The organism is Methanogenium sp. MK-MG (assembly GCF_009914725.1).
Taxonomy (GTDB): Archaea; Halobacteriota; Methanomicrobia; order Methanomicrobiales; family Methanomicrobiaceae; genus Methanogenium.
This window is the reverse complement of the sequence record NZ_JAAAWJ010000002.1, coordinates 22,027-35,368: the sequence shown is the minus strand read 5'-3', so window position 1 is coordinate 35,368 and position 13,342 is coordinate 22,027. Positions and strand designations below refer to the sequence as shown.

The window sequence follows — 13,342 nt, the reverse complement described above, 5'->3', positions numbered from 1 at the left end:
AATCAAACAAGACATGAGTGGTATGCAAACATCAAAAAATGATAAAAAACACGGAAAACAAGACACCAAAATTCAGATGCACCGACCGGGAATTGAACCCGGGCTATTGGCTTGGAAGGCCAAAGTCATACCACTAGACCATCGGTGCGCACATCATATCCCTGTGCCTGACAACATTGTCTCTGATTCGTAATAAAGACATATTATCTGAAAAGGGAGAGATCAGGAGAAACCCTTCATCTCCTGTTCAATCTTCTCAAGTGCCGCGAGGCGTTTTTCAAATGGTGGATGGGTGGCAAAGAGTTCCTTGAAACCCTTTCCGGAGAGGGCGGGTAAGATATAGAACATATTTGCGCCGGCCATCTCCTCTTTCTTCTTCACAGGCACCTGATCCATTCTGCCGCTGATCTTAGTGAGGGCAGACCGGAGTGCCGCCGGGTTTCCGGTGATATAAGCACTGCCGCGGTCTGCTGCATACTCACGGTAGCGTGAGAGACTCATCATGAGAATGGTCGCAGCCAGCCAGACAGCAACGGAGACAATTCCCGCAATAATCCATGCACCACCGCCCTCCCGGTTGTCAAATATTGAGTAGAATATCGCATTCTGCATGATCATGGATGCAAGCATCGCAACGAAGGACGCCACCGTCATCGTGAGGATGTCACGGTTCTTCACATGCGAGAGTTCATGGGCAAGCACTGCCTCAAGCTCTTCTCTGTTCAGTGTCCGCATAATGGAGTCAGTCACCGCAACCACTGCATTTTTGGGATTTCGCCCGGTCGCAAAGGCATTTGGTACAGGCGATGGCATCACCGCAATCTTTGGCATCGGAAGGTCTGCCTCCTGGCAGAGTTTTCCTATCATCTGATGAAGTTCAGGATATTCATCTTCTCCCACCACCCGCGCATGGGTGGTCATCAGCACCAGCTTTGCGGAGAAGAAGTACTGTACTAATCCAAATACGACGACAAATGCCAGCAACATCCCAAACGAATTGGGAAGAACCATGTTAAGGAACCCAAGGAAGAACAGGTACACCAACAGGAGCAATGCCCAGGTCATAAAGACACGACCGGTAAGTCCCCAGTCTTTCTTCCATTTCATAATCTTTAATATTTCATCGCCGATCAGATATATCTATTCAGTGTGACAATCTCCGATAATTCCCCTCCATATCGCCCTCTTCATATATCCACAGATCAAATAATGAACTCAAGTATGATACGAAAGGAACTCGATGAAGTGGTAATCAGCCGTGCGATTCTCGCAGAGCAAAACTCTGTCATGATGGACTACCTTGACCTGGATTGCGCAGTCGTCGGGGCAGGCCCTGCAGGACTCACCGCCGCAGCATATCTTGCAGAGGCAGGGGTGAAGACAGGAGTTATTGAGAAGAAACTCTCCGTCGGCGGCGGCATGTGGGGTGGCGGCATGATGTTCCCCCGGATTGTTGTCCAGGACGAGGCACGCCCCATACTCGACAAATTCGGCATCACATACAAAGAGTACCAGGAGAACTACTATGTCGCATCATCTGTTGAGGCAGTCTCCCACCTGACCGCGGCAGCCTGTGACGCGGGAGCGGAATTTTTCAATGTCACCATGGTGGAGGATGTCGTTGTCAAGGGTGACGGACGTGTCTCGGGCCTTGTCATCAACTGGACCGCAGTCGAGATGGCCCACCTCCACGTTGACCCCCTGACCCTCAGGACAAAATATACCATCGATGCCACCGGCCACGATTCAACAGTCGCCCGCCAGGTAAAGAACAAGGGAGGAGACCTTCCCATCGCAGGGGAAGGGTTCATGTGGGCCGACCGTGCCGAGGCAAACATCATCGAACACACAAAGGAAGTATTCCCGGGCCTCATCGTCGCAGGTATGGCGGCAAATGCTGTCGCCGGTGAGACCCGCATGGGTCCCATATTCGGGGGCATGCTCCTTTCTGGAAGACGTGCGGCAGAACTTGTGATTAAAAATCTCTCCTGACCTTTTTTTGGTTCCACGATAAAATCGAGTGCTATAAATATACTGGCTCAAAACCCAGATAGCATGGATACCAAAGGGGAGGCACTTGCAGACGTTGCCTACGGGCTCTTTGAGGTTTTCCTGAACAAAGAGCTACGCAAACAGGGACTCCAGTTATTTGAACTGGTTGAAAACAGCACTGATTTTTCTGGAGAGTTCACCGAGAATTTCGCATTGTTTTCCACCGACTATCCCCTCCTGGCCGATGCACTGACGGGTGAATACGGGTCGGCTGATGCCATCTACCGCCTCTTCACCGAAGGAGAGGGAGTCATTCCCACAAAGACGACAAAGATATTCTGGATTTTTCTTGATGCACCAGGCTACGACCCCGGATGTGTCAGTGCGGAGAAAGCAGGCAAATGGCTCATATTTCTGGAACCCGGCCATACAGATGCAATCTGGAAAAAGATTCGCGATGCAACCGCAGCGGGAGAACTCGGCATATCAACAAAGGTATCAACGGCAAAACAGAATCCGGAGTCACGGGACGATCGGATGGACATCTATGTCTATACCAGAGACTGGGAAGATGAAGAGGACGTCATGCGTATCCGTGAAGTGCTCAGGGACCTCGGCGTCACCGACAGAATCGGCTATAAGCGTAACATCGAGACGTTTCAGGGAGAATACAGCGAAAAAGGAAAAAAGGTCACATATTATACGGCGTGACCATGCCATAAACGGGGTTTTGCAGGCAAATACCCCAGAAAGGACTATCCTTTACGTTCCTTGTTTTTCGGACGGAGATTCTTATATCCACACTTGCGGCACATCGTTGCCCGCGGTGCATTGCGTGCATTGCAGCGCATGCAAATTTTTTTATCAAGGAGGCGTGCCTCTGCTTCTGGAAAACGTGCCATAATTGCTCTAACCCTCGTAATGTTCAGTTCTCTATACGTTGCATTTTGGAGTATTAAGAGTTTGGTTCTGATGGCCCCACCGGAAACTACTCATCCGACACCAAAAATTTGCGCAGTTCCGCAAGGGCACGCCCACGATGAGACATCGTCGCCTTCTCCGCAAGCGTCCGCTCGGCAAACGTCCTGCCGTCCACTGAGAAGATAGGATCATAGCCAAACCCTGCCTCCCCGCGGGGGGAGACGATACTACCATCCACCACACCACGGAACACCCGGATAACACCCTCAGTGTCTGCATAGGCAATCGCAGTCTCAAAGTACGCAGACCGGTCCTCTGCCCCCTCAAGGAGACGAAGAATGCCCTCCATGCCGATTGTATCCAGCACATATGCAGCATAGGGGCCGGGGAACCCGTTCAGTGCGGAGACAAAGAACCCGGTATCATCGACAATAAGGGGGCAGTGAAGAGCATTCCAGGCATACCGTGCCTTCTCCTCTGCAATAACTCCCACATCATTGTCCCGGTACTCGGGGATCTCAAGAAAGATATGTGCGACCTCAGCCACACCCGCAAAGAAGGCCGCCACTTCCTTTACCTTGTTTTCATTGCTGGTAACTACAGTAAATGTCATAAATATCTCCCACGCTGGCGAATTTCATCCACCCGTTTGATTACGTCTGCTGCCCCGGAGAAGGTCACACGGTAGCCCTGCAGAAATTCTTCTTTCAGACGCTCTGCATTGCATGACGTGCTATCAAGCGTCTGGAAGAGCACATGGATATCCACACCCTGTGATTCTGTTTCGTCAGACCGGTAGGAGAGCCCAAAGTCAATGAAGACCGGCACACCGTCTGAGATGATGATGTTGCTGGTGGTCAGATCCCCGTGGATGATCCCAGCCCCATGCAGGCGCCCCACACAGACACCTGCATCATAGATCAGCTCCGGCGTGAGCAGATGTTTCAGAAGCATCCCTTCGATGCGCTCCATCCGGATGGTATCAGCCGTCACATCGCGAATAACCGGCGTCCGGACCCCTGCTCCACGGGCGGCAGAGATCATCCGTGCCTCAGCACGGGTCCGTTCAGAGATCAACCTGTGATCCAGCGACGGGGTTCGATAACCCTTCGGAAGGCGCCGTTTCAGGACATCACTCCCCACCGGTGTGACAACGGCCTCGGCACCGCGTGCACCTCCGCCACCCATCACATCAGCCAGGGCATAGACAGCATCGGCACCGGCATCCCGCCAGCCCACCATCACTTCATCGGACCGGTATCCCGGCCTGACCGCCGATTCAGCGAGCGTAAGTGTCTGACCTGCCGCAAGCATCAGTGCCCCGGTGTAGGCGATCATCGCGCCATTGTCGCCGATAAACCGCCGCTCAGGCACATAAAACGTCGCGCCGCGCTCTGCACACATCGTCTTAAGCATCTCCTGCAGACGGCCGTTTGCACCGACACCGCCCACGAGAAGCACCTCATCCTTGCCAGAGTGCGCCAGGGCACGCTCGGTCACCTCCACGCACATGGAAAAGGCAGTCTCCTGCAGACCGGCACAGACATCCTCCAGTGGTGCCTGAGCCTCCTGAGCGGCACTCACAATACCTGAGAAGGCAAGGTCCATCCCTTTGACCGTATAGGGCAGAGATATTGGAGTCCCCTCACGTGCAAGTGCCTCTATCTGCGGTCCACCGGGATGGGCCATACCCTTCGCCCGCGCAAACTTATCAAGGCCATTGCCCAGGCCGATGTCCAGTGTCTCGCCAAAGATCCGGTAGCGGCTGCCCAGATACCCGAGAACCTGCGTGTTGGCACCGCTTGCATAGAGGACAATCGGGTCATCACACCCGCAGGCCCAGCGGCCAATTTCCACATGCGCCACACAGTGATTCACCCCGATCAGGGGCACCCCCAGAGAGACCGCAATCGCACGCGCTGCGGTTGCCACCGTCCGGAGACAGGGACCAAGGCCCGGTCCCTGTGAAAATGCAACGGCCTGAATCGCTGACGGGTCGGTGAGCACCTCTGAAATAACTGCCTTCATCTCACCTGCATGATGTTGTGCCGCCTCGCGTGGATGAATCCCGCCGGAGGGTGGCCTGTATGGAGATGAGTGAAGCGCGATGACCTGGTCATCGCCAAAAACAGCGGCACTGAGGTTCCATGCAGTCCCCTCAATCCCAAGAATATGCCTAGAGTCAGGCATCGTCTATTGTTTAAATTCTGTATATCCGCACTTGCCGCACGAAACACGGTCCTTGTGCTCTGCCATAAAGACACCCTTCCCACAGCGCGGACATGCCTTGCGCTGGGGGACTGCAATGTTTCCTTCAATGGTATAGTATTCAGAGCGTTTTACAGCCATTTTATGCCTCCTCTGCCTCTTCGCTCTCTGGAGCACTGCTGCGCTCAACAAGATAATTTGGTTCGGTTGCCTTCAGAGTCTCCGCATCTTCGTAAATACGTGCATACCCATTCAGATCCTGCTTTCCAAAGCTTGTCTTGAGCGAATCAAGCACCACACGATCCTCAGGAACGTTCTGCAGAGCGCAGAGTTTCCCGAGAATCTGGCGGCGTGAGGGGGTTGCCCCCTCAAATGCGAGGAGGAATTCAAGTTCTCTCCTCTTTAACAGCCCGTTATATTCATCACGTGCAAATTCAAAATCCATCGATATCCCTACAATATTGTCAACTAATTTACTTAATAGTCGTGATCAAAAATTCTGCATCCATTCATTCTGCCACAAAGAGACGAAAGAGCGTATCAGCCTTATCCCGGGCATTCTTGTCCACGGTTATGACAACCACCCCTTCCCCGGGCTGCCCGTAGAGCACACAGGCACCGTCCGGTGCTGCACGTACGGCCGGAATCACTGCCAGGTCCTCTTCACCATCCACGCGGATCAGACATGGCCCCGCATTCATTGCATCCTCTATCGCCCGGATGAGCGCGCCGGTTAGCATTCCTGCAGGGTTTGACACCCCCACTTCCGGCACCGGAAGATCCACCACATGGTCGCAGGGTTCGCGCATCGTACTGCCGTCAATCACCGCAACGTCCGGCAGAATACCTGCAGTCACAAGATTATATGTGACAACATCCCCGACTGCAATGATCATACAATCCGCAAACACACTCCCTGCAGTGGCAATATCAGGAAAAAGAGGGCCAAATGGATCCCGGAAATATTTCCGGCATTCATCGGGGAGAGTATAATCCATTACCGGACCTTCAGTGCCACCCGTCCGGGGGTATCTACATCCATCTTTTTTGCAATATCAGAATGCTTTGGATCAATAATGACCAGATATCCTGCCCAGTCCGTTGTGAGATTGGAAGAGCCGCACATCACACATGACTCGCCGTCCACCACACGGTGACAGCCACGACATACATTCGGTTGTTTTTTAGGCGCCATGTTCTGCCTGCTCTGCTTCAAAGTCTTCATCAAGCCAGGTCGTTGTTCCCAGACCTGACTGACGCATGGTAAGGCCGATCTTTGATTCGCGGGGTTCACGCTCAGAGAGGGACAGTGCTACAACCCGTCCGCGCAGTCCGTCGCCGGCCCGTATCTGGCGTTTCGTATCCTGGCAGATCAGCATGCCATTCTTCTCATCATAATTGATGTAATCATCAGAGATCTGGCTCACATGCAACATCGCATCAATCGGACCAAGAGAGACAAACGCACCGAAACTGGTGGTCTCCACCACAACACCCTCAATGACCTCCTGATGTGCCAGACGCAGGACAATTGCCTCGAATGTCACAGAGTAATACACGCCACCATCACCGGGGATGATGTCCCCTTCGCCAACTTCACAGATCTTTGTCACGGCGATAAAGATACCAATCGCCTTGTCGATGCTCCCCTCAAGCTGTTCCTGCAGTACATCCAGAACAACGACTTTAATATGATCAAGATAATCCAGATTATCCTGTTCAGTTTTTATCTCTTTATCCCAAAGACGGCTGGGAGGTACCCGCACCTTGTCTTCAAGCGTCATTTTATAAAACATGTAATCACCCGTCTATCCCCGAATAATTTCGAGCCTCTTTTTCTCACGCAGATATATCACATCAATATGCCGGCTGAGCAGTTCTTCCCGGAGGCGCCTGTCATTCGTCACCACTACACAACGGTGCTCTTCGGCATACCGGATAATCCGGTCATCCACCATCAGATTCTGGTGCGGGCTTCTCACCACACGGCACCGTGCAGCGAGCGTGACCCCCACCCGGGCCGCAGCCGCATCACGGCCACGACCACGGGAGAGCCCGGTAAGCTCATCTGTCACATCCTCCAGCGTCACCGGTTCAAAGGCACCGACAAGTTCCTCCACCCCGGTGAAGATATCCACACCGAACTGAACCGGAACCATCAGTGCATTTGCATCGAAGAGAACGAGCACTAAATCAGTGTCCCCATCCCAATCAGCCGCCAGCGGCCACCAACCTGACGCGATATTGCAATCTGTGATCCAACAGCTGCACATACCTGACGTTTCAGGACAACTTCCACCACGTCTTTCTTCGTATTTACGACCACACCAACCGTCACTGCGGTACCAACCGAAAGCATCAGAGGTTCTTTGTGACGAAGCGGTTCAATAGTGAATTCATCATCTGAACCGACAACCCGCTCCATCAGCTTTACCGTAAATGCCAGTTTGTCCCACACCGGAGGAAGATGACCGATGTGGCCTGCTACCTGTCCGGAGAGGGCGTCGCTCTTTGTCAGTGCCGGATCCAGTTTTGTACCCACGCCAAGCAGGCCGCCAGGAGTTGCCTCCTGCACGCGTTTGGAACCGGCATTGATTGCGGCCACTTTTGTCTGAATGGGTTCCCATACTGTCTGGTTCTCTACCTGCAGCTTCAGCCCGGGACGGATTTCGATCTCATCACCATCGTGGAAGAGACCCTGCGTCAGAGATCCTCCGATCACCCCTCCCTTTACATCACGCCAGCTGCACCCTGGTTTATTGATGTCAAAGGAACGGGCAATCAGAAGAAGCGGTGCTTCATCCGGGTTACGGCCCGGTTCAGGTATATACTCATTGAGTGCCTGGACAAGTGCCCCAAAATTTATTTTTTTCTGTGCAGAAACCGGGATCACCGGTGCGTTTTCAGCAATGGTTCCCTTTACGAACTCGCGAATCTGCCGATAATTCTTCATTGCATCGGCCTGCGAGACGACATCGATCTTATTCTGGACAATCACGATGTTTTTGATACCCACAAGCTCCAGCGCCATCAGGTGCTCTTTTGTCTGGGGCTGCGGGCACCGTTCATTTGCTGCAATAACAAGCATTGCACCGTCCATCAGGGCAGACCCCGAGAGCATGGTTGCCATCAGTGTCTCATGTCCGGGTGCATCCACAAACGATATGGTACGGACAGGCTCACCTTTTGCACCACAAACACATTTCTGTGATGTGGAATATGCCTCAGAACCTTCACACGACGGACACCGGTATAAAGTGGCATCCGCATATCCAAGCCTGATGGAGATCCCACGTTTGATCTCCTCACTGTGCCGGTCCGTCCATAGGCCGGTAAGCGCTGAGACAAGCGTGGTCTTGCCATGGTCAACATGTCCGACTACACCGATGTTGACACTGGGAATCAATGGATCACTCAATGAACTTCAAACCTCACTATTAGTATACAACCGCCCTACTTATACCTACTCGGTGTGCAGTTCCGGTGTCTCCCGGATACCTGAACAGAACCTGTCACTGACCTGATCACCGCATTACCTGACACCAGCAGGGATTAATAACACAGAGTAAGAGGAATATTAACCTTTGTAGTTAATAAGTACAACAGAGAATACCAGATATTTTTGAGGAACAGACATGTCACACGAATCAGACCTTTCACGAATCGGAATTTCCCTTCCAAAAAATCTTCTTGACAAATTTGATGAAATACTGGAATGTCGAGGGTATTCATCACGTTCAGAGGGGATACGCGATGCCATCCGGAATTATATCACGTATTATAAATGGATGTCAGATGTAACCGGTGAACGACAGGGAATAATAACGATGGTCTATGATCATGAACACCGTGGCCTGCTGCAGGTTCTCACCGAAATCCAGCATGACTATCTCGACGTGATCCAGTCATCCCTCCACTCCCATGTCAGCCATGACAGATGCGTGGAGATCATTCTCCTTCGCGGGGATGGTAAGGTAATCAAGGATATCGCGGAACGTCTGATGTCACAGAAAGGGGTGGAATCCGTGAAACTTACCACCATCCCGATTGAAGAGTGACATCACTCTCCCCGGTTACCCGGCACCGACGCCGGTAACCTGATCATATTTATCCTGCATATCATCTGATGATTCAGTCTCCCTGAGACGCTCATAATCTGTAATATCAGATGATGTGCGCACTTTTTTCGGTTCTTCAACCTCCCCTTCAATGGGGACCAGCTGATCTGTCCTGTAGAAAAGTCCTGTTGTATCCATCTCAGCAAATGTGTTGCCGCGTATCTCCTCAATTCGTACAACAGTGCCTGCCGTACCGGTGCGCGGGTAGCGTACCCGCATCCCCGTACGTATGGCCACGTCATCCATACACAAAAGAAAGGACGGGCCAAGATATAAAAAAACTGGATCGCAAATGGTAGAGACAATGAACCGGTTCGAAGTCAGCCGCCATGAATACGTCGCCACATCCGGGGTCCCGCGCACCCGTACAGCCGAAGAGACGTATGACACTGCAGTTTCACTTACAGGAGAGACAGGGATTACAGACTTCCTGGAAATTACCCAAAAAGACCGCCTCGGGATACCGGTCTGGTGTAGCATACGCCCGAGGGAACGACGGGGAAAAGTGACTGCAGGTGCAGGGATCACAGTGGCAGACGCCAGGTGCGCTGCGATGATGGGAACAATAGAACGTTGCAGTTCAACATATTCCGGGGGTTCCATGGATCTCGCATCGTATGAAGAAGTGGGACTGACACGCGCTGTTGACCCGGAAGAACTGATACTCCCCCGTAAACCTGAGATGGGAGAGAAATTCCATTGGGTGCCGGGACGGGATATTCTCTACGACGAACAGGTATATATCCCGGCAAATGCCGTGTATCATCCCTACGACCCTATTGGCATGGCAAACCAGCTCTTTCGCAGTGATCCAAATGGTATGGGAGCGGGGAATGTCCCGGAGGAGGCAGTTATCCATGGCATCTACGAAATCATCGAACGGGACGCACTGAGCCGTGGGGAGAAGAATAAATCTCTGGGGAGACGCCTTCTCCCGGAACCGGGAACACCAGCGGAAACGCTCATGGAGATCTTTGCTGCTGAAGGCATTGAGATCACCATGTGGCTCTTAAATGACGCATATGGCATCCCCACTGTTGCAGCTGTTGCTGATGACACTGTAACGCAGGATCCCTTCATGATCATGATGGCCGCGTCCACGCATCCGGATCCCGGTGTGGCGGCTGTATGCACACTGCTGAAACTGGCACGAAACCGCGCTTCACAAATTTTCACCGAAGAAATCGGCATCCATTCCGGACGTTCAGCAATGGTGGAAAAGGCCGGGTATGAACGCTACAAACGAATCAACCATATCTGGTTTGCAGATGCCCCCGTATTATCCGCAGCAGATATCCCGGCAACGCAATACTCTGCAACGGATGAAGAACTCCATGCAGCAATTGCGGCTGTTGCCCCCCATACTGACCGCATCTGTGTGGTTGATCTTACCCGAACCCCCCTGCCTGTCTGGCGGGTTGTCATCCCCGGGTTTGAGGTTTCATATATTGACCCGTCACGAACAAAAAAGAGAAGACTGTCCTGAAAGGACAGCACCATATTTTTATCTAAATCTGTTTTCCTGACTGAATGTCAGACTCGGTGACGGTGAATGTCTGTTCGGTTCCGGTAATAGTATACGGCCCGAGGGTGGTGATGCCGGGCACTGACCCGTCCGTGGGATAAGGCACGACAAACGTGCCATTCACGCTCTCCTGACGATAGGTGAACTCACGGCCCGTATTGGTCTTCAGTGGAAGTTCAATGATACCGTCTCCTTTGATTACTGCTCCGGGGACATACTCAAAGATCTTGACATACTTCAGGTTGCCAATCGCCTTATTTCCAAAGACATTGGTATCTGATTCATGAACCAGCCGGTAATGCTGCAGGGCGGCCACCGGCTCCACCGGGGACAGAACCAGATAGCTGTATGTCTTTCCATTATTTTCAAAGATGTAATTCTCATCCGGTACTGCCATTGACCCGTCGAAATTATGCAGACGCGAGACCATGGTATTGAAATACTCATCTGCATATATGTAGCCCTGATTTCCGCTCTGGTCACTGTATGCGCTCATATACGGGGTACCACCCACATCAGGGTCGTACCAGGTGGCCATTGCCCAGAATTTACCGGTGTCCATCTCAATATCAGTGATGATATACCGTGTGCCGACATTGTCCAGTATGGTGTCTGCATTCGCTTCATTGTCCTGCAAAAAGAACGCAGCAGCACCGTTCGGCCCGGCTACACCGTGCTGGAACGGATTGGCATTGGGAATCCGTTTTGAAACAAAGGTGATGTAATGCCCGTAATCCCACCACGACATCACACCATATGATTCAGGCGGGTAGGTGAAGGTCTCTTTGTCATATATCGCATAGTAGTCAACTCCTGTGTCAGGAGAGTTTTCCCCGAACCATTCAAGAGATGAGTACCAGTCCGGCTGCATGCCGCCGTATGCCATCCCATTTCCGATTTCAAGGTCGGTTGCAACTGAGGATGATATAAAGAGCAGGGAGAAGATTACACCGACTGCAAACGGGATGATAACGACGGGTGACGAGGCCCCCTGTTTTGTCTCTTTCACATCTTTCTTTGCATCATTTCGTTTTCCTTTCTTCACCTTTTCAGCAGGGGACGGAGCATCTTCTGCTGTTTCGGCTTCTCCGGCTCTGCCGATACCTGTCATCTCCAGAAGCCGGCCCTGCGCTGCCCCCAGGGTCCAGTACATGAAGTATGCCGAGAGGAGCGCAATATTTACTGCAATATAGTATTCATACCGCACATGCTGGATGGTCGAGAAGAGAATAATTGCAGACCATACCACCACAAAGAGATGTTCTGCACGTCCTTTCCGGATAAACTGCCAGATCAGTGCTGCAAACCCGCCGAACATCAGGATAAGGCCAAAACCGAATGAACTCCATGCATTTGCCGCTTCCCACGGGCGGGCTTCCTGAACGGTCATTACCGTCGCTGACTGCCCGAAGAAGGCGAAGAAGTTTCCAATCAGCATCCCATACAAGTCAGGTGCAATAACATACAGGAGAACTGATATGACAGCACCTGCCCCGGCAAGAATACCTGGATAATAATACCACGGTTTTCCGCGCAGAGCACGGGAAATATACCAGAGCAGAGCTGTGGCAACGATAAGTGCGAGATAGGCAACAACCTGTGCCGGAGAATACCGGTTCATTGAAAGGCCCATCGTGTTAAACCCGATTAAGAAAATACCAATCGCCGCAGAGAGAAAGACAATGGTGTTTACCAGAAGAAGACCATCATCAGATTGCTGTTTCCAGAAATCATAGAGATACTGAAAAAGGGTGTACACGGCAACGATCATTGCAAAGAGAATCATTGTCGGCATCACAGCAAGCCCTAATATGTAGGCAATGCCTGTTCCCAGAGCAAATACTGCCGGCCGCTTAAGCGTTTCAATATCAGAAAAACGAACCGGATTATTTCGGATTTCAATTAATGTGATGATGTAACAAAGGCAGAAGAGCGTCCCGAATAGAGTCTCTGCAATATGGTGATCTACAAATCCAAAGAGCGACCTATAAAAATACTGTCCTGAAACAACCGCCCCAAATAATGCAGCAAAAATACCGCATTTCCAGTCACCTATCTTTTCTCCTGCCAGATACAGGAGCGGAACCACAAGCATTCCCATCAGTGGCGGCACCCAGGAGGCAACATACATGATCTCCGGCCGGGTCGCTGCACCTACAAGGATGCTCAGTCCGGCAATGATCTGAATGAACAGCGGCCCCCAGTGAATAACATTTCCTGACGGATATTCTGTCATCGGGTCAAACCAGAGATAGGACGGGAAATTTTCTACCATTGACTCTGCCTGACGGAGATTATACCAGGGATCATTTCCCAAAAGATTAACTCCCTCCTCAGTCACAAGCCCTGCTGCCGGCAGCAGACGGAGCCAGAGCCCGGTTATGGAGAGAAGGACAAGGATGCCAATTATAATATATGGGCGGTATTTTGATATAGACTCAGAATTCATTGAACCTCAATAGAACAATGCTACATTTGTCATTAAATACCTTTCAGAAAAGTCCTGTTGTTCCGACAAATGAATTGATTTCATTGGCGGAATAATCTTACAATTTCTTCCATTATATCATATCTATGA

General features: G+C 51.6%; 17 protein-coding genes and 1 tRNA gene. 4 read left to right on the top strand and 14 right to left on the bottom strand.

Features of this window, described 5'->3' with window-relative positions:
• Positions 1–77 precede the first annotated feature (77 nt).
• Positions 78–148: transfer RNA gene (locus tag MKMG_RS00565), tRNA-Gly, on the bottom strand.
• Between the two features lie 74 nt (positions 149–222).
• Positions 223–1,107 (bottom strand): zinc metalloprotease HtpX, encoded by an 885-nt coding sequence (htpX, locus tag MKMG_RS00560; RefSeq protein ID WP_165074377.1) that lies wholly within the window; start codon positions 1,105–1,107, stop codon positions 223–225.
• Positions 1,108–1,221: 114 nt separating this feature from the next.
• On the opposite strand from htpX, the gene MKMG_RS00555 reads away from it, so the two are divergent.
• Positions 1,222–1,992, top strand: a complete 771-nt coding sequence (locus MKMG_RS00555) for a sulfide-dependent adenosine diphosphate thiazole synthase (RefSeq protein ID WP_165074375.1) — start codon at positions 1,222–1,224, stop codon at positions 1,990–1,992.
• A gap of 63 nt (positions 1,993–2,055) precedes the next feature.
• Positions 2,056–2,703: a putative phosphothreonine lyase domain-containg protein gene (locus MKMG_RS00550; RefSeq protein ID WP_165074373.1), complete on the top strand. Its 648-nt coding sequence runs from the start codon at positions 2,056–2,058 to the stop codon at positions 2,701–2,703.
• Between the two features lie 44 nt (positions 2,704–2,747).
• Here the strand turns inward: MKMG_RS00550 and MKMG_RS00545 are convergent, their stop codons facing one another.
• The 10 genes from MKMG_RS00545 to MKMG_RS00500 all read right to left on the bottom strand — a co-directional run bounded on the left by MKMG_RS00545 (position 2,748) and on the right by MKMG_RS00500 (position 8,539).
• Entirely contained in the window at positions 2,748–2,894 is a 147-nt protein-coding gene (locus tag MKMG_RS00545) for a 50S ribosomal protein L40e (RefSeq protein WP_165074371.1), read from the bottom strand.
• An 86-nt stretch (positions 2,895–2,980) separates the two neighbouring features.
• A complete protein-coding gene (gene rdgB, locus MKMG_RS00540) occupies positions 2,981–3,526 on the bottom strand; it encodes an RdgB/HAM1 family non-canonical purine NTP pyrophosphatase (RefSeq protein ID WP_165074369.1) in 546 nt (181 codons plus the stop codon).
• On the bottom strand, positions 3,523–5,103 hold the full coding sequence (locus MKMG_RS00535) for a bifunctional N(6)-L-threonylcarbamoyladenine synthase/serine/threonine protein kinase (RefSeq protein WP_165074367.1): 1,581 nt from the start codon (positions 5,101–5,103) through the stop codon (positions 3,523–3,525). Before MKMG_RS00535 ends, rdgB begins: the two co-directional genes overlap by 4 nt.
• 3 nt (positions 5,104–5,106) lie before the next feature.
• Entirely contained in the window at positions 5,107–5,262 is a 156-nt protein-coding gene (locus tag MKMG_RS00530) for a 30S ribosomal protein S27ae (RefSeq protein ID WP_165074365.1), read from the bottom strand.
• Between the two features lies 1 nt (position 5,263).
• Positions 5,264–5,566 (bottom strand): 30S ribosomal protein S24e, encoded by a 303-nt coding sequence (locus tag MKMG_RS00525; protein ID WP_165074363.1) that lies wholly within the window; start codon positions 5,564–5,566, stop codon positions 5,264–5,266.
• A 64-nt stretch (positions 5,567–5,630) separates the two neighbouring features.
• Entirely contained in the window at positions 5,631–6,119 is a 489-nt protein-coding gene (locus tag MKMG_RS00520) for a GTP-dependent dephospho-CoA kinase family protein (protein ID WP_165074361.1), read from the bottom strand.
• Positions 6,119–6,316, bottom strand: coding sequence for a transcription elongation factor subunit Spt4 (gene spt4 / locus MKMG_RS00515; protein ID WP_165074359.1), 198 nt, complete (start codon positions 6,314–6,316; stop codon positions 6,119–6,121). Before spt4 ends, MKMG_RS00520 begins: the two co-directional genes overlap by 1 nt.
• Entirely contained in the window at positions 6,306–6,917 is a 612-nt protein-coding gene (locus MKMG_RS00510; protein ID WP_165074357.1) for a DNA-directed RNA polymerase, read from the bottom strand. Before MKMG_RS00510 ends, spt4 begins: the two co-directional genes overlap by 11 nt.
• A gap of 12 nt (positions 6,918–6,929) precedes the next feature.
• Positions 6,930–7,310, bottom strand: coding sequence for a PIN domain-containing protein (locus tag MKMG_RS00505; protein WP_254059030.1), 381 nt, complete (start codon positions 7,308–7,310; stop codon positions 6,930–6,932).
• Positions 7,310–8,539, bottom strand: a complete 1,230-nt coding sequence (locus MKMG_RS00500; protein ID WP_165074356.1) for a translation initiation factor IF-2 subunit gamma — start codon at positions 8,537–8,539, stop codon at positions 7,310–7,312. Before MKMG_RS00500 ends, MKMG_RS00505 begins: the two co-directional genes overlap by 1 nt.
• Positions 8,540–8,756: 217 nt before the next feature.
• Between MKMG_RS00500 and nikR the strand changes: the two genes are divergently transcribed.
• On the top strand, positions 8,757–9,179 hold the full coding sequence (gene nikR / locus MKMG_RS00495) for a nickel-responsive transcriptional regulator NikR (protein ID WP_165074354.1): 423 nt from the start codon (positions 8,757–8,759) through the stop codon (positions 9,177–9,179).
• A gap of 15 nt (positions 9,180–9,194) precedes the next feature.
• Here the strand turns inward: nikR and MKMG_RS00490 are convergent, their stop codons facing one another.
• On the bottom strand, positions 9,195–9,485 hold the full coding sequence (locus MKMG_RS00490) for a DUF2098 domain-containing protein (RefSeq protein ID WP_165074352.1): 291 nt from the start codon (positions 9,483–9,485) through the stop codon (positions 9,195–9,197).
• Positions 9,486–9,531: 46 nt separating this feature from the next.
• Between MKMG_RS00490 and MKMG_RS00485 the strand changes: the two genes are divergently transcribed.
• Positions 9,532–10,725 carry a YcaO-like family protein gene (locus tag MKMG_RS00485; RefSeq protein ID WP_165074350.1) on the top strand — a complete coding sequence of 398 codons (1,194 nt, stop codon included), beginning with the start codon at positions 9,532–9,534 and terminating at the stop codon, positions 10,723–10,725.
• 22 nt (positions 10,726–10,747) lie between these two features.
• Here MKMG_RS00485 and MKMG_RS00480 read toward each other — a convergent pair whose 3' ends face one another.
• Positions 10,748–13,213, bottom strand: a complete 2,466-nt coding sequence (locus tag MKMG_RS00480) for an oligosaccharyl transferase, archaeosortase A system-associated (RefSeq protein WP_165074348.1) — start codon at positions 13,211–13,213, stop codon at positions 10,748–10,750.
• Between the last annotated feature and the right edge of the window lie 129 nt (positions 13,214–13,342).